This is a genomic window from Veillonella parvula (assembly GCF_945949885.1).
GTDB classification, from domain to species: domain Bacteria; phylum Bacillota; class Negativicutes; order Veillonellales; family Veillonellaceae; genus Veillonella; species Veillonella parvula_B.
Genome location: NZ_CAMFFZ010000028.1, coordinates 1 through 18,277 on the forward strand (window position 1 = coordinate 1; position 18,277 = coordinate 18,277).

Annotated in this window: 12 protein-coding genes and 1 other RNA gene; all 13 read left to right on the forward strand. The window is 39.7% G+C overall.

Annotated elements, in window-relative coordinates:
* Positions 1–167: 167 nt before the first annotated feature.
* The 13 genes from ssrA (at position 168) to Q7O55_RS08090 (ending at position 18,277) form a co-directional block, all read left to right on the forward strand.
* Positions 168–509: a transfer-messenger RNA gene (gene ssrA / locus Q7O55_RS08030) on the forward strand.
* 198 nt (positions 510–707) lie between these two features.
* Entirely contained in the window at positions 708–1,325 is a 618-nt protein-coding gene (locus tag Q7O55_RS08035; RefSeq protein WP_303929638.1) for a Type 1 glutamine amidotransferase-like domain-containing protein, read from the forward strand.
* Positions 1,326–1,576: 251 nt separating this feature from the next.
* Positions 1,577–2,704 (forward strand): efflux RND transporter periplasmic adaptor subunit, encoded by a 1,128-nt coding sequence (locus tag Q7O55_RS08040; RefSeq protein WP_303929639.1) that lies wholly within the window; start codon positions 1,577–1,579, stop codon positions 2,702–2,704.
* Between the two features lie 14 nt (positions 2,705–2,718).
* Positions 2,719–5,886, forward strand: coding sequence for an efflux RND transporter permease subunit (locus Q7O55_RS08045; protein WP_303929641.1), 3,168 nt, complete (start codon positions 2,719–2,721; stop codon positions 5,884–5,886).
* A gap of 153 nt (positions 5,887–6,039) precedes the next feature.
* Positions 6,040–6,981: a manganese-dependent inorganic pyrophosphatase gene (locus Q7O55_RS08050; protein ID WP_303929642.1), complete on the forward strand. Its 942-nt coding sequence runs from the start codon at positions 6,040–6,042 to the stop codon at positions 6,979–6,981.
* Between the two features lie 205 nt (positions 6,982–7,186).
* Positions 7,187–9,376, forward strand: a complete 2,190-nt coding sequence (pcrA, locus tag Q7O55_RS08055; RefSeq protein WP_303929644.1) for a DNA helicase PcrA — start codon at positions 7,187–7,189, stop codon at positions 9,374–9,376.
* Between the two features lie 76 nt (positions 9,377–9,452).
* Positions 9,453–11,456: an NAD-dependent DNA ligase LigA gene (ligA, locus tag Q7O55_RS08060; protein ID WP_303929645.1), complete on the forward strand. Its 2,004-nt coding sequence runs from the start codon at positions 9,453–9,455 to the stop codon at positions 11,454–11,456.
* Between the two features lie 75 nt (positions 11,457–11,531).
* Positions 11,532–11,822, forward strand: coding sequence for an Asp-tRNA(Asn)/Glu-tRNA(Gln) amidotransferase subunit GatC (gene gatC / locus Q7O55_RS08065; RefSeq protein WP_302498110.1), 291 nt, complete (start codon positions 11,532–11,534; stop codon positions 11,820–11,822).
* 11 nt (positions 11,823–11,833) lie between these two features.
* The gene (gene gatA, locus Q7O55_RS08070; protein WP_303929647.1) at positions 11,834–13,294 is read left to right on the forward strand and encodes an Asp-tRNA(Asn)/Glu-tRNA(Gln) amidotransferase subunit GatA; all 1,461 of its coding nucleotides are present in this window, start codon (positions 11,834–11,836) and stop codon (positions 13,292–13,294) included.
* A complete protein-coding gene (gene gatB / locus Q7O55_RS08075) occupies positions 13,291–14,739 on the forward strand; it encodes an Asp-tRNA(Asn)/Glu-tRNA(Gln) amidotransferase subunit GatB (protein ID WP_303929648.1) in 1,449 nt (482 codons plus the stop codon). Before gatA ends, gatB begins: the two co-directional genes overlap by 4 nt.
* Before the next feature lie 164 nt (positions 14,740–14,903).
* Positions 14,904–15,320: a DUF4229 domain-containing protein gene (locus Q7O55_RS08080; protein ID WP_295816046.1), complete on the forward strand. Its 417-nt coding sequence runs from the start codon at positions 14,904–14,906 to the stop codon at positions 15,318–15,320.
* Positions 15,321–15,383: 63 nt separating this feature from the next.
* Positions 15,384–17,225, forward strand: a complete 1,842-nt coding sequence (locus Q7O55_RS08085; protein ID WP_303929649.1) for a B12-binding domain-containing radical SAM protein — start codon at positions 15,384–15,386, stop codon at positions 17,223–17,225.
* Positions 17,226–17,311: 86 nt separating this feature from the next.
* Positions 17,312–18,277, forward strand: a complete 966-nt coding sequence (locus Q7O55_RS08090; RefSeq protein ID WP_303929650.1) for a TIGR01212 family radical SAM protein — start codon at positions 17,312–17,314, stop codon at positions 18,275–18,277.

Genomic DNA, 18,277 nt, shown 5'->3' on the forward strand with positions numbered 1-18,277 from the left:
ATCTCCAATATGAGTCTTTTTATTTGTCGCAATATATTTTACAATTCATCATTTACTAAAGTTTTACTCTTGAATTGGAGTAGAAATCAGTGATTTACAAGCGTCGTAAAGGTCTATTGCAATTGACAGTTATAATAAATAAGCTTATAATTATGAGACCGACGCACGGGGATGTAAAGGTTTCGACAGGGGTGCGTGTGGTATAGATAGCGAGTCGGCGTTCCATGAGGCCGTTAAACGGTGGGAAAACATTTAAACGCAGAAGAAAATTTTGCATTAGCTGCATAAGCTACGTCCCTCATACTTGTGCCTACCAAGTGTGAATGGACGTCAAACAGTAGGCTGGTCTAATTTAGTCGTTCATATGAATTAGGCGAGACAATATGAACTGGGGTTGTGTAGCTTGTCTGTGAGCGATAGCAACCCGAGATCTCAATCATAGACTGTGCTCGGAGAAGTCTATATGGCAACACTTCTGGACAGGGGTTCGACTCCCCTCATCTCCACCAAATAAAAGGCCTACATTTATTTCTTGAGAAATGAGTAGATGCTTACAGATAAATTAGTGATTTTTCGGCTATAATAGATAGAGAACAGCCGATTAAGTGGTTCTAAAAACCGCCTAGGCAGATTCTTAGGCGGTTTTTTGTATAGTAAGAACCATTTTATTATTAATAGGTGGTAAAAAATTTGAGGGGTGATAGTTTATGGAAATTTTACTTATGTCATATTTAGCGGGAACAGAAAGTATAACAAAAAAGTATCTTTCAAAAATGGTTTCGAATAAAATAATTTTTATTCCTACTGCCGGAAATGTCGAACCATATACTGGATATATCGATGAAGGTATTGAGATGCTGAGATTGCTAGGGTATGAAGTTGAAATTATTGATATTACCAAATTTGATGAAGGCTATTTAAAGGATAAAATTTTAAAGGCGGAATGTATATGTATATCCGGTGGGAACACCTTTTATTTATTGCAGGAAATAAAAAAGAAAAATCTTATAAAGGTCCTTGTTAAAAGAATCAAAGAAGGGGCATTCTATATCGGTGAATCCGCAGGGGCAATCATTATGTCTGAGAATATTGAATATAATCACATAATGGATGATAAAAGTATAGCCTCTGAATTAGATGATTATGCAGGGTTAAATGTATTTGATCATTATGTTCTGCCGCATATAGGAGAGTATCCATTTGAAGAAACTGCTCAGAAAACATTAGATACTTATCAAGATAAGATATCATTAGTGCCGATAAACAATAATGAAGCAATTTTAGTGAATGATAATGGTTATACGGTATTAAATGAAAGCAAATAAAGTAAACTAGTGATTTATGATTTTATATTCTTGAAAGTTATAAGTGTTCACATTTAAATATTTAATGTCAATGGTTTTTACCATTTTTATTGCATGCAATGGAAGAGTGTTTATTTAGATTTTATCTGTGGTTTACTGTATTCAGAAAGTCCTTATAAGTTGACTTCAAAAATAGAATAAAGTAAAATATATTAAGATATCTGTGAATTTCTACGCTATAAATAATTAGTTTCGTAAAAAGGAGTATGGTAATGAAGTTTCGTTATTCCCGTATGTTGGCGGCTCTCGTGATGTCGGCTGTTATGGTTGCAGGTTGCGGCAACGAACAACAGCAGTCCGGTGACGTGGCTGTCAATGCATATAAAATCACTGCCGGTGATGCACAGGTGGACCAGACTTTCAGCGGTACTGTCATCGCTGAAAATTCTGTGGCCGTTCATGCCCGTGTAACCGGTTATGTAGTGGAAAAATATGTAAAAGGTGGAGAACAGGTTGTAGCGGGACAACCATTATATCGGATTGACTCCCGTCAATATGAAGCCAGTCTGGCCAATGCAGAGGCACAGGCTGCGCAGGCCAATGCTACATTGAAAAATGCCGAGGTTGATTTGCAGCGCTATGAAAGCCTGGCTAAAGAAGATGCCATTGCGCAGCAACGTGTAGATACACAGCGCAGTACAGCGGAGCAGGCTAAAGCGGCCTATGATGCGTATGAAGCGTCCGTCAAGATCGCTCAGGATAATTTGGGGGATACCATCGTATATGCGCCGTATTCGGGCACATTACGCATGGATGATGTGGATCTGGGGACTTTTATACAATCCGGGTCCACCACATTGGTGACTATCGATTCTATTGACCCGATTTTTGTTGAATTCAGCATGACGGAGCAGGAATATCTCGATTTCATGACGAATCGATCCGGTGATGATACAAGCGGTACCGATCTTCAGTTAAAACTGGCTGACGGTCAGGTATATGGTGAAATGGGGACAATCGTACAGGCTGCGAAGAGTCTTGACAACTCCACCGGCAAACTTGTGTTGAAAGCGTCCTTCCCAAATCCTAATCACCTGCTGTTACCCAACATGTTTGCGACGGTAGTTTCACCGGGTGAAAAATTAAAGAATGCTATCCTCGTTCCATCCCGTGCAATTTTGCAAATTATGGATAAGAACTTCATCTATGTAGTCAATGCGGACGGAGTTGTCGAACAGAAAGCTGTTGAACTCGGCGGTACTACGGGGGGGAATACTATCGTCAAGTCCGGTTTATCCGCAGGGGATACTATTATCGTTGACGGTTTAACCAAAGTTAAGAACGGCGTGAAGGTAAATCCGACAATGCTTACAAAAGAGCAGTTAAAGGCGACAAAATAAGAGGAGGCTAGATCGTGTCGAAATTCTTTATCAATCGACCTATCTTTGCCATCGTAGTAGCCATCGTTATTACGTTGGTAGGTCTCATTTCCATGATGAACCTTCCGATAGCTCGATATCCGCAAATTTCTCCGCCTACCGTTCGTGTTAATGCCACTTATACCGGCGCTACGGCACAAGTCGTAAACGATACGGTGGCCAGTGTTATTGAAACACAAATTGTAGGCGTACAAGATATGGACTATATGACGTCCAACAGTTCCAGTAGCGGCAGCTATTCCTTGACGATTCAATTCAATCAGGGAACCGATGCCGACATGGATACCGTTAATACTCAAAACCGTGTGCAGGCGGCACTTTCACAGTTGCCGTCCGAAGTGCAGGCCGTAGGGGTTACGACCACAAAATCGTCCGGTGACATGGCGCTGGTATTTTCTCTGAATTCCCCTAACAGCACGTATAACTCAACATTTCTTAAGAATTACGGTACCAATTATTTGATGGACGCCATTAAATCCATCAAGGGCGTAGGTTCCGTACAGGAATTCGGTTCCGATTACGCGATGCGTGTCTGGTTGGATCCTGCGAAGATGCAAAAGCTGGGTGTCACCATTTCCGATGTCACCGCAGCAATTAAGGCTCAAAATCTGCAGGCCGCTGCAGGTACGGTTGGGCAGAACCCGACAAACGGACAGCAGGCCTTCCAATATCCGATCAAGATTGAAGGGCGTCTTGTAACGCCGGAACAATTCGGCGATATTTCGTTGACAAATTCCCAAGGCACGGTACTTCATCTGAAAGATATTGCACGGATTCATATTGGTGCGGAGGATTATAATTTTAAATCCAAGACGAATCATAAGGAAGTGGCGGCTTTTGCGATTTCCTTGCAGAATGATGCGAATGCTCTTGAAACAATCGCCAATGTAAAGAAGGTTCTGGAAGAGCAATCCAAATCATTCCCTCCTGATATGGAATACCACGTTGTCGTTGATAATACGAAATTCGTAAGCGCATCCATTAATGAAGTCGAGCATACCTTCTTTGAAGCGTTGCTGCTCGTATTAGTCGTAGTGTATGTGTTTTTACAGTCGTGGCGTTCCACAATCATCCCTATGATTGCCGTACCTGTATCGTTGCTCGGTACATTCGGCGCATTCGTGATATTGGATTTTTCCATTAACACGTTGACATTATTTGCCATGGTGCTGGCGATCGGCCTTGTCGTCGATGATGCCATCGTTGTGGTGGAAGCTGTTGAATACGAATTAAAATATAACGGGCTGTCTCCGAAAGAAGCGGCCATTAAGGCGATGGAAAATGTGCAGGGACCTGTTATCGGTATCGCTTTCGTATTGGTTGCCGTATTCGTGCCGGTAGCTTTTATGGGCGGTATGACGGGGATTCTGTACAAACAGTTCGCTTTGACTATCGCCGTATCCGTCGTTATTTCCGCCGTTATCGCTCTCGTATTGACACCGGCGCTTTGTGCGACCATGTTGAAGCCTCATGTACCGAATGAGCATGAAAATTGGGTACATCGTCAATTGAATAAATTTAATGCGGGCTTGGAGCGTTTCAGCAACTGGTACGGGTTTCAACTGGCCCGTTTAAGCCACCGTTTGAGCTTAACAATTATCACGCTGCTTATATTTGCAGGCGGTACGGGTCTTGTGTTTCATTTTTTACCGACCGGGTTTGTGCCGGACGAAGATAGCGGTTATTATATGATTGCCGTTAACGAACCGCCGGGGGCCACATTGGACCGTACTATGGAAACCCTTGAAAAGGTTGCATATTTCCTTGAAACTTCTGACGGTATTCACGATAATTTCCAGGAGGTCTTCACCGTCGCCGGTTTTGACCTTTTGGGGGGCGGTCAGAAAAGCAGTGCCGGTGTTATCTTCGCCACATTGACGGAGTGGGATCAGCGTACACGTGCCGATCAATCCGTTAATGCCATGATCGGCGCCACTTTCGGATTTGCCGCTAAAGGGGTACCGGAAGCGACGGTTATCGCTCTGAACCCGCCGTCCATTCCGGGGCTTGGCAACACCGGTGGTTTCAGTATGTATATCATTAATAAGGCGGGGGACAGTCCGCAAGTTATGGCCGAACGGGCTAATGAATTCTTGGCGGAAGCCCGAAAGAGTCCGGCCATTCAAACAGTATATACTACATTTGACACATCGACACCATCCTTACAATTTGATATCAATCGTGACAAAGCGGCTCAAGATGGTGTCGCTTTGTCCGATATTTTCACCACATTGCAAGGTTTTTACGGCAGTATCCAGGTCAATGACTTCACTACGTACGGTAAAAACTACAAGGTAGTGGTGCAGGCTGACGATATGTACCGTCAAAATGCGGATAATCTCAATATGTTGGCGGTTCGTAACAGCAATGGCGCGATGGTTCCGGTATCCAATTATATTACAAAGGAACAGACCGGTATGCCTTCCAGCATTTCTCGTTTCGATAATGCGATGGCCGTACAGATCGGCGGTTCTCAAGCGAGCGGCTATTCTTCCGGTGATGCTATCGATGCATTGAAAGCGGCGGCGGAAAAAACATTACCACAAGGTTATACTTACGACTGGGCGGGTCAATCCCGCGAAGAATTGAAAGCCGGTTCTCAAACCGTGATGATTCTCGGTTTAGGGCTTGTTTTTGTATTCTTGATTTTGGCCGCTCTGTATGAATCTTGGAAGGTACCGTTCGCCGTATTATTCTCCGTACCATCCGGTATGATCGGTGCATCATTGATACCGTTCCTGTTGAACTTTACCGGTAAATATAGTTTGGCTAATGATATTTATATGCAGATTGGTCTCTTAACCTTGGTTGGCTTGGCTGCGAAAAATGCGATTTTGATTATCGAGTATGCTAAGATTCGCGTTGACGAGCGTGGTATGAGCGTTGTTGATGCTGCTATTGAAGCTGCAAAAATTCGTTTGCGTCCAATTTTGATGACATCCTTCGCGTTTATCCTCGGTGTATTACCATTGGCAGTATCTACTGGTGCCGGTTCCGGTGCACGTATTTCTATGGGTATTACTGTAGTAGCAGGGATGACAACAGCTACATTGTTCGGTATCTTTATCATTCCGATGTTGTTTATCATCATTGAAACAATTGGACCTGGTTTGTTTACGAACCGCAAAAAGAATCACGACTAATCATTTATATTAGATAATTTTATAGAGTTAAAAACACGTCACTACTTAGTAGTGGCGTGTTTTTTTGTATGATTTATGATATAATGATATAGTTAAAAATCGGATTGACATAAGTCGATATTAAGTATGAAATTAATATAAAAGAGGTATATTATGAGTGATGTAAAAACATATGTAGCAGGTCATAAAAGCCCTGATACTGATTCAATTTGTTCCGCTATTTCCTTTGCTAACTTACTAACACAAATGGGGACACCAGCAACTCCAGTCTGTGCAGGTGAAGCTAACAAAGAAACAACATATATTTTGAACCATTTTGGCTTTGCTCACCCTCAAGTTGTTAAAAATTGGGAAGAGTTTGCTCCAGAAGGCGGTAATTTGTATTTAACAGACCATAACGAATCCAAACAAATAATTGATGGCTATAAATCCATGAATATATGCGGTGTTGTCGATCATCACCGTATTGGTGACTTCGAAACTGATGGACCTATATTCATGCGTTTAGAACCTGTAGGTTGCTCTAATACAATCATTACTAAGTTGTACATGGAGAATAATCAAGAAATTCCTAAAGGCGTTGCAGGGTTGATGTTATCTGCCATCATTTCTGATACTGTATTATTTCGTTCTCCAACGTGCACAGAAACAGATAAAGCAATGGCTCATAAATTAGCCGAAATTGCTGGTGTAGATATTGAGTCTTACGGTCTTGATATGTTAAAAGCCGGTGCGGATATTTCTGATTTGACTAATGATGATATCGTTCGTACAGATATGAAAGAGTTCTCCGAAGCAGGTAAGACTATTTCTATCGGTCAAATTTCCGTTATGGATACAACTGATGTATTGGCTAAACAAGGCGAGCTAGTACAAGCTTTAGAAGCTCTTCGCAGTGCTAATAACTACGATGCTTCTTACATTATGATTACAAATATTCTTGATGAAAGTACAACATTGTTGTTTAGTGGTGATGTAGAAGCTGTAGTTACTAAAGCATTTGAAAAAGAAGTAAAGGACAATGGTGTATTCTTGCCTAACACTATGTCTCGTAAAAAACAAATTGTACCGCCAATTCTTGGTGCTATGAAATAGTATACAAACGAAAAAGAACGTTGCTCGCAACGTTCTTCTTCTCTATTTATAGCGTTTCAAATATTTTGTATAAGTGACCATTGCTATGAGTAATATGTTTGTTAATTATAGTAACTTAATATTTCCGCATAAGTAATAATTTTTAAAGATTTTTTGCGTATACTTGGAACTAATATTTGTATATAAGGGTGATAGGGGTGTTCCGATGAATTCATTATTAACAGGTTTAAATAAAGAACAACAACAAGCAGTCCAGCATACGGAAGGCCCTTTATTGATTTTAGCTGGTGCTGGATCTGGTAAAACAAAGGTCTTAACAGTTCGTATTGCACATTTATTGGCACAAGGTGTTAATCCTTATGAAATCTTGGCCATTACTTTCACCAATAAAGCGGCGAAAGAAATGAAAAGCCGTGTAGAAAGTCTTGTAGGCGATGTAGCAAATCGCATTTGGCTCAGTACATTCCACAGCTTTTGTGCTAAGTTTTTACGTTTTGAAATAGATAATTTTTTAGGTTATAACAGCAATTTTACTATCTATGACACATCCGACTCTCAAGCTGTTATTAAATCCGCATTAAAAGCGTTAAATTTGGATGATAAATACTATCCTGTAGGGGCTATGATTGCTGCCATATCAGATGCTAAGAATAAATTACTTTTTGCTTCTGATTTTAGAAAACAAGCACGAGACTTTTACCAACAAAAGGTAGCTGATGTTTATGAGTATTATGAGCGGGAGTTGCGCAAGAATAATGCATTAGATTTTGATGATCTATTATTAGTAGCCGTTAGATTATTACAGTCTAATGCGGCTGTTCTTGATAAATATAGTCATCGTTTCCGTTATGTCATGATTGACGAGTATCAAGATACAAACCATGCACAATATTTATTGGCGAAATTATTAGCTTCACATTGGAAGAATATCGCCGTCGTGGGTGATGCTGATCAAAGTATTTACGCTTGGCGTGGCGCTGATATTCAAAATATCTTAGATTTTGAAAAGGACTATCCTAATTGTACATCTATTAAATTAGAGCAAAACTATCGTTCTACTAAGATTATTCTCGATGCAGCCAATGCTGTTATCGATAATAATGAAGGCCGCCCAGAGAAAAATCTTTGGACCGATAAAATAGAAGGCGCAAAAATTCAGCATTTTACGGCTCAATCCGAACATGAGGAAGCAGCTTTTATCGGTGACACAATCGCTAAAAAACATGATATTCACGATGTTCCATACGGGGATATGGCCATTTTATATCGTACAAATGCCCAGTCTCGTGTTCTTGAGGAAGCACTCATTAAGCGGGCCTTACCTTATACGATGGTAGGGGGCACAAAGTTCTATGATCGTAAAGAAATCAAAGACGTTTTAGCTTATTTACGCGTATTATACAATCCCTTTGATGATTTGAGCTTATTGCGCATCATTAATGTGCCAAAACGGAGTATTGGGGCCACTACAGTTGCTAAACTACAAGACTATGCTCGTGAAAAAGGAACGTCTTTGTTTATGACGCTTACGCAGTTACACTTAATTGATTCTATCAAGGGAAAAACTAAAGAAAAGTTAGAAGAATTCGGTATTCTCATCTTTACTCTTGTTTCTGAAATGGAAGATAAAACTGTACTCGATATCTTAGAGTCTATTCTAGATAGAACAGGTTATTTGGCACAATTAGAAGAGAGTACAGACCCACAAGATCAAGCTCGTGCTGAGAATATTGGTGAGCTTTTATCTGTGGCAAAAGACTTCCAAGATACAAATCCAGCTGGTACTGTAGAGGACTTTTTAGAGCAAGTAGCACTTGTTAACGATGTAGACTCCTTCGAACAAGAAGAGGCTAAAGTGACATTGATGACATTACATGCTGCAAAGGGTTTGGAATTTCCTATCGTATTCTTATGTGGTTTGGAAGAAGGTTTATTCCCTCATAGTCGTACCTTGATGAACCCTGAAGAAATTGAAGAGGAACGTCGTCTTGCTTATGTAGGTATTACGCGTGCTGAAAAGGAATTATATATTTCTAATGCCACTACTAGAACCGTATTTGGCCGTACTAGTAGTTATTTACCATCTCGATTTATCGATGAAATTCCCGAAGAATTAGTAGATGGCTTACGTGCTAAGCGTAAAGTGCCTGACGATATTAAACGTCATGTACCTCAACATATGAGTGTTACTAGCCGCCCCGTGACGAAGCCAATTATTCGTAATGAAGTAATTGCCGACTGGAAAGTGGGCGATACGGCTATTCATAGTAAATGGGGTAATGGTAAAGTAATCAACGTAACTGGTGAAGGAGCGGGTATGAAATTGACTATCGAGTTCCCTACACAAGGTGTACGTGTCGTAATGGCAAAATTTGCGCCTGTTAAAAAGGGATGATTCGTCTAATTACGTTTATAATACAAAACACATACAATCCTATAACTAAATATATTTGTGTATAAAAGGATATAAAATGAATCCGAAAGATAGAATTAAAGAATTGCAACAGGAGCTTACTCATGCGCAGTATTTATACTACGTAAAAGATGCTCCTACTATGAGCGACTTTGAATATGATAAAAAATATCGTGAGCTTATGGATTTAGAAACAGCTTATCCTGAATATATTGTGCTATCTTCTCCAACACAACGGGTCGGTATGAAGGTAGAAGGCTCCTTTGAAAAGGTCGTTCACGGTCGTCCTATGTTGAGTCTTTCCAATGTATTCAATGCTGATGAAGTACGAGCTTTTGGAAATCGTGTAGAAAAGGAACTTGGTCATAAGCCATCTGCGTATGTTGTAGAACTTAAAATCGATGGCTTAGCGGTTAATTTACATTATGAAAATGGTATGTTTGTTCGTGCCGTTACGCGTGGTGATGGTCGCGTTGGTGAAGACGTAACAGCTAATGTACGTACCATTAAATCCATTCCATTATTTTTAGATAATGCGCCAGAGTTTATCGAAGTTCGTGGTGAAGCCTATATGCCTCATAGCGAATTTAAACGTATCAACGAAGAACGTGATGAAGAAGGTCTTCCGACCTTTGTAAATCCTCGCAATGCTGCAGCAGGATCCTTACGGCAACAAGACCCCGCTATTACAGCAAGTCGAAATTTAGCATTTTTTGCTTATGCTATTGGCTCTGAAGAAGGGGCTAGTATTCATAGTCAAGAGGGATTGCTTAAGAGCTTGGAAGGTTTTAAATTTCCTGTTAATCCTCACTATCGTGTATGCCAAACTATTGATGAAGTTATTGAAACCATCAATTATTGGGATGAAAAGCGCCATGAATTGCCCTATGATACAGATGGCATGGTTATTAAGGTAAATAGCTTTGATGATCAAGAGGTTCTTGGTAGCACTGCAAAGGATCCTAAATGGGCCACTGCGTACAAGTATCCACCGGAAGAAGTGGAAACAATCCTAAAAGATATTATAATTAATGTAGGCCGTACAGGTGTTCTAACACCTACTGGTGAGCTTGAATCCGTATTTGTATCTGGCACAAACGTAAGCCGTGTCACATTACACAACCAAGATTTCATCAATGAAAAAGACATCCGTATTGGTGACCACGTTATCATTCACAAGGCGGCGGAAATCATTCCAGAAGTTATCCGTGTTGTTCCTGAAAAGCGAAATGGCGCCGAGGTTCCTTTTACAATTCCTAATATATGTCCTGTATGTGAGTCACCTGCAGTTCGTCGTGAAGGAGAAGCGGCAGTTCGATGTACGAATAAACATTGTCCAGCTATTGAAAAGGAACAAATTATCCACTTTGCCTCTCGTGACGCTATGAATATCGATGGCCTTGGTCCTAGTATCGTAGAAAATTTGATCAACAACAAGTTAATTACAAATGTTGTTGATTTATATCATTTAACTGTAGACCAACTTGTTACGATGGATCGTATGGGTAAAAAATCTGCAGAAAATTTGGTGAAAGCTATTGATGACTCTAAATCACGTGGTTTAGACCGTGTATTATATGGACTGGGGATTCGTTTAATCGGCTCAAAGGCTGCAACTACAATTGCTAATGTGGTGCAATCTATAGATCGGTTCATGACTATTACTAAGGATGAATTAGTAGCAGTTGAAGAAATCGGGCCCACAATGGCAGATAGCATTGTTGAATATCGTCAAGATCCAGCACATAAGGAAATTATTGAAGGCTTAACTCAAGCAGGTCTTAAGATGACCGTAGATGTAGTAGAAGCTGCAGGCAATCAAATGGAAGGCGAAATCGTCGTTCTCACAGGTAAGCTTGAGGTTATGGGGCGCAGTGAAGCCGGTAAAATCCTTGAAGCTCATGGAGCCAAGGTTACTGGTTCTGTTTCAAAGAAGACAACACTCGTTGTAGCTGGAGAAGATAGCGGTAGTAAGCTTACTAAAGCAAATGAATTGGGCATTCGTGTTATGAACGAAGAAGAGTTCGTAGAACTATTAAAAGAACTCGGTGAAATCCAATAAATATATAGTCTTACAATGTTTTGAAAATATATACTATTTGCTTTATAATAAATAATTATGAAAGGATGTGTTCCGATGAAAATCAGCCAAGAGGAAATTAAAAATATTGCCTTGCTTTCACGATTGGAAGTTAAGGAAGAACATATGGCACATGTAGAAAAAGAGTTGTCCGACATCTTGACCTATGTTGCTGAACTAGACGCATTAGAACTTGATGGTGTTGAGCCAATGGCTCATGCTGTACCATTACAAAATGTATTCAGAGAGGATGAAACTAAACCATCCCTCGATCATGATTTAGCTTTATCCAATGCTCCAGAAGCAGAAGATGGGTACTTTAAAGTACCTCGTGTTGTACAAGAATAGGAGGTTTCACTGTGCCGACAATTCATGAATTACACAAGAAACTTGTGAATAAAGAAATCAGCGCCGTTGAATTGACGAATGCTGTTATTGCTCATAAAGCTAAAGTGGAACCAACTGTACATGCGTACCTATCCGATTCTCATGACCGTGCGTTAGCTACCGCTAAGGCTGTAGACGAAGCGATTGCTAAAGGTGAAGCCATTTCTCTATTAGCTGGTATTCCTGGAGCGATTAAAGATAATATTTGTATCAAAGACGAAGCTACAACTTGTGCGTCTAAAATGTTAGAGAACTTTGTACCTCCTTACAATGCGTCTGTTATCGAACGTTTACAGGACAATCACTATATTAGCCTTGGTAAACTTAATATGGATGAATTTGCTATGGGCGGTTCTACAGAAAATTCTGCATTAGCAAAAACGGCTAATCCTTGGAATACCGACTGTGTACCGGGTGGTTCCTCTGGTGGTAGTGCGGCCGCTGTTTCTAGTGGTTCTGCTATTTGGGCGCTTGGCTCTGATACAGGTGGTTCCATCCGTCAACCAGCGTCTTTCTGTGGCGTAGTAGGCTTGAAACCAACCTATGGTAATGTATCCCGTTATGGTCTTATTGCCTTTGCATCTTCTTTGGACCAAATCGGCCCTATTACACGTGATGTAACAGATGCTGCATTGGTATTGAATGCTATTTCTGGTTATGATGCAAAAGATTCCACTTCGATTCCAGGTGCTCGTGTAGATTACACTACAGCTCTTGTAAATGATGTACAAAATCTTAAAATCGGTGTGCCAAAAGAATTCTTTGGCGAAGGTCTCAATAGTGAAGTTCGTAAAGCTATAGAAGAGGCTATCGAAACATACAAAAAATTAGGTGCTGAAATCGTTGAGATTTCCTTGCCTAATTCTAAATATGCATTATCTGCGTATTATATCATCGCATTAGCAGAGGCAAGCTCCAACTTGGCTCGTTATGATGGTGTAAGCTATGGTATGCGCGTGGCAGCAGATAACTTAGTAGAAATGTCTACTAAAACTCGTACAGAAGGTTTTGGCCCTGAAGTACAACGTCGTATCTTGTTAGGTACATATGTATTGAGTGCTGGTTACTACGATGCGTACTATTTGAAAGCATTGAAAGTACGTCGCCTCATTAAAAACGAATTTGATGAAGCATTCTCCAAAGTAGACTTGATTTTGACACCAACTGCTCCTAACACATCTTATAAATTTGGCGAAAAAGCAAACGACCCATTGGCAATGTACTTAGAAGATATCTGTACAGTACCAGCTAATCTTGCAGGTATTCCAGGTATCAGTATTCCAGCGGGGATGAGCAGCAGCAATTTACCAATCGGTTTACAATTGTTGGGGCCTGCAATGGGTGAAGAAACATTGTTACGTGCCGCTTTTACATTTGAACAAGCACGTCCAGACTGTCAATTAGTAGCGCCAACTGGGGAGGTTTCTCTATGAGTAGTAAATACGAAACGGTCGTTGGTTTAGAGGTTCATACAGAGCTTAAGACTAAGTCTAAAATCTTCTGTGGTTGTACCACTGAATTCGGCGGTGATCAAAATACACATGTATGCCCAGTGTGCCTTGGCTTGCCTGGTGCAATGCCTGTGTTAAATAAACAAGTAGTAGAATTTGCTATTAAAGTAGGCTTAGCATTGAATTGTGAAATCCTTAACTTTAACAAGTTTGACCGCAAAAACTACTATTATCCTGATTTGCCTAAAAACTATCAAACATCTCAATATGATTTACCGATTTGTTTGAATGGTCACTTAGACATCGAAGTGAATGGTGAAACTAAACGCATCGGCATTACGCGTATTCATATGGAAGAAGATGCAGGCAAACTCGTTCATAGTGGTAACACTATTTCCGACTCTAAATCTTCTAATGTTGACTATAACCGTACGGGTGTACCTCTTCTTGAAATCGTATCTGAACCAGATATTCGTTCCGGCGCAGAAGCGAGAGCATACGTTGAAAAATTACGTTCTATTTTGCAATATTTAGAAGTATCTGACGGTCGTATGGAAGAAGGTTCTTTGCGTGGTGACTGTAACGTATCCGTACGTTTGCGTGGTACTAAAGAGTTTGGTACACGTACAGAAACTAAGAACGTAAACTCTTTAACAGCTATTCAAAAGGTTGTTGAATATGAAGCATTGCGTCAAGCTAAGTTAATTGAAGCTGGCGGTAAAGTAGATCAAGAAACACGTACTTGGGATGATGCTCAAGGCATTACTATTGGTATGCGTAAGAAAGACGAAGAAAACGACTACCGTTACTTCCCTGAACCAGATTTGGTACCAATTGTAATTACTGACGAAAAAATCGAAGAAGTACGTCGTGCATTACCTGAATTGCAAGATGCTAAGATCGAACGCTTTGTATCTGAATATGGCTTGTCTCGTGAAGATGCAACAATCCTTACTGTATCTCGTAAAACTGCAGACTTCTTAGATGATACTGTTAAAGCAGGTGCAGATGCTAAGACTGTTGCTAACTGGATGCTTGGTGACTTGTCTAAGATGATCAATGAAAGTGGTTTAACATTTGCTGAATCTAAGGTAAGCTCTGAAAACTTAGCTGGTATGATTGCACTAATCGACAAAGGTACAATTTCCGGTAAAATTGCGAAAAAAGTTATTGTATCTATGTGGGAATCCGGCAAGGATGCTGATACTATCGTGAAAGAAGAAGGTCTAGTTCAAATTACAGATACTGGTGCTATTGAAGAGATTGTTAAGCAAGTTATTGCTAACAACCCACAACCAGTAGCAGACTTCAAAAGCGGTAACGGCAAAGCTATTGGCTTCTTAGTTGGTCAAGTTATGAAAGAATCTAAAGGCCGTGCTAACCCTGGTATGGTAAATGAATTACTTAAAAAATTCTTAAATGACTAATATGAGTGTTAGCCTATATTAGCATTAAGCAATATAAAAAAAGAATCCCTTCAGATATATGAGTTTATATCTGAAGGGATTTCTATTTGCCATTATGATACTAAAATATGATATAATAAATTGTATAAAATCAATTAGTATTTGGTCATATAAAGGAAATACATATGAATGATCAACATAATATAAACAATAATCAAAATACATATAGAAATGGTCAATCAGGTGATACTTATAGTAACAATACTTATTCTGCTGCACCTAATACACGTGTATTATCCGATGATGAGCGACGAGAATTTGATGGTGTAACTATTGAAGAAGTAGGCGATTCCGTTCATGTAGATTCAACGCCAACCAATATAAATGAAGAGCAACAATATTACAATGAACATAATCAATACGAACCGAAAGTTAAGGTGTATAGCTTTAGTAGTACAAGCTGGCTTAGTCGAATTATATTGTTCATTGTTTTAGCGATTATTTTGGCTGCCGTTGTATTCTTTGGCAGTATCATTCTCACTGTCGCATCTGTTGTTATTTTAGTGGGTGCCATTATTTCTATTATATTTAGTCTCTTTTAATGGTATAATACATATATTATGACTAGACGGTGGCTGAGCCATTCGATGATTTAAAGGGGACCTATGAACGTAGTTTTATCCACATTAAATTCAAAATTTATACATTCTTCTCTGGCTTTGCGTTATCTCAAAGCTTATGGGCAGGCTCACGGACAGGCATACGATATAGTAGAATATACTATTAATATGCCTGTTTTACATATTCTTAGCGATATTACAGAGCGCAATATTGATGTATTGGGCTTTGCTTGCTATATCTGGAATATCGAGATGACTTTACATGTTGTGGACATGGTGAAAGCTGTTCGACCAGATATTAAAATCATTTTAGGTGGTCCAGAGGTATCTTTTACAGCAGATGAAATTTTAAATCGTTGTACTGCTGTTGACTATGTTGTACAAGGTGAAGGAGAAGAAGCCTTTTATCAACTTATTAGTGCACTAATAGATGGCAAGGATGGCCTAGAAGACGAGATTCCTGGAGTACGTGGTCGCCATATTTCTGGCCAACTCTTGGGCTCTACTGATACGGTGGAGGTAAAAGATCTTAGTACCATACCATTCCCTTACGTAGAAGAGGATATGGTCGATTTAGAACATAAAATCATCTACTATGAATCCTCTCGGGGGTGTCCATTCTCTTGTCAGTACTGCTTATCTGGGAATAAAAATACAGTTCGTTTTTTTCCGCAAAATAGAACCCTCAAAGAACTACAGTGGTTTATCGATCATAAGGTAAAACAAGTTAAGTTTGTTGATAGAACCTTCAACTGTGCACCGAAGCATCATCGTCCATTGATGGAATTTATGCGCGATGCTGATACAGAGACGAATTTCCATCTAGAAATGGAACCAGAGCTAATGACGGAATGGGAAACAAAAATTCTCTGTGAAACACCTCCAGGTCGTATTCAAATCGAGGTAGGCGTTCAAAGTACGCATAAGAAAACCTTAGATGCTATTAATCGATACAATGACTGGCCGTACATTCAAAAGGCTATTCGTCCTATTATTGAAGCAGGTCGAACTCATGTACACATGGATTTAATCGTAGGCTTGCCTTACGAGACTAAACAGCGATTTGGTTTATCTTTTAATGATCTTTTTAGCTTACAACCTCATGCGTTACAAATTGGATTTTTAAAACTGTTAAAAGGTTCTGGCGTACGCCGTATGGAAGAGTATCAATATATTAGTGATCCTTTAGCGCCATATGAAGTACTAAGCACTCACGTGCTCCCTTATAGAGACATACGCTTCTTAAAACATTTTGAAGATGTCTTTGAACGCTTCTATAATAGTGAGCGTTTTAGAACAGTCTTTGGTTATATTGGTAGTAAGCTCATAAAGGAACATACTGATACATCTATAACTGGTGAGGATAGATTAACTACTAATCATGTACCACCTATGAAAAAGTACGATCCATCTAAAGTGGAGATAAAAAAAGATGCCTTTTCCTATTTTTGTGATATGACACAGGCTTGGCTCGATGCGGGTAATCATAAGATTAATTTAAAAGATATAGATCAAATTGAGTTTTTGTACAATTTCTTCTTAGCTAAAGGCGATACAGTGGCTGCCGAATTATTACAATATGATACACTCGTTAGTTATCGCGGTAAGGTTCGCAGTGAAGCCGTTGGTTTACCGAAGCAGACAAAAGGACTTTTACAAGAAGGGGAAGCATTCTGGCGCAATGAAAAAATTGCATCTCAGTATATTCCTAATTATACATTTAAAGAGTGGCGCAAAATTCGTCAACAATATGTAGAAATGCCTATGTCTAAGGACACGGCTAAAGTGTTAGGTATAGAGAATGTACCAAATGTACCTTTTACAGTTGTAATCGACGTAAATAAAGAGGTTAAACCCTTTATACGTCCTGAAGTAGAGGCTTGTTAGTTACAATTAGTTATATAATGTTAAGGCATATATAGTTAAGAATTGTAGACTAATAAGCGATGATTGGTTAGTTTAATAGGAGTGTTATGACCGATACAACGAGACCAAAACGATACCGCATGGTATCTAAATATTATAAAGAAACCTATGGGGAAAAGGTTTATAAATTGCCTGTAGCATTACCATTGACTTGTCCTAACCGAGACGGTTCAGCTGGTGTGGGAGGCTGTACCTTTTGTGGTGAAATTGGGGCGGGCTACGAAAACCGTCCTGCGTGGATGACGGTACGCATGCAATTAGAGGAAAACATTGCTCACATAGGCCCTAAGTATAAGGCTAAAAAATTTATTCCTTACTATCAAAACTTTAGTAATACCTATTTGAGCCTCGATGATTTTAAAAGCTATATGGAGCAAGGCTGCATTGACGAAGCCGTGGGCATTGCTATTGCAACAAGACCCGATTGTATCGCCGATGAATACTTAGAAATATTGGCAGATATTAGAGAGCGCTTTCAAAAGGATATCTATATTGAGTTAGGTCTTCAAACGGTTAACTATGAGACATTAGAGAAAATTAATCGCGGTCATGATTTAGCCCAGTTTATTGATGCCGTATTACGAATTAAGCGCTATGGATTTAACATAACAACTCATATGATAGTTAATTTACCATGGGATACCATGAAGGATACTATTGAAGGGGCTCGCATTTTGTCAGCCCTTGGTGTAGATCAAGTTAAATTACATGCGTTATATATCGTTAAAAATACATTGATGGCCAAGTGGTATCAAGAAGGTCAGTTTACCTTAATCAGTGCTGAAGAATATGCTGACCGGGTTGTTAATTTTGTACGTCATTTACACCCTGACATTGTATTGCAGCGCCTTGTAGGTAGAGCGCCTGAAGATAATACGCTTTTTACAAATTGGTCCATGGGTTGGTGGCGCGTACAAGATTTAATTGATGATAAGCTAGACGAACTGGATGCACATCAAGGTGATCTATGTGATTACCTAAATGGTAAAGCAGTTCGTAAATTTATAGATTAG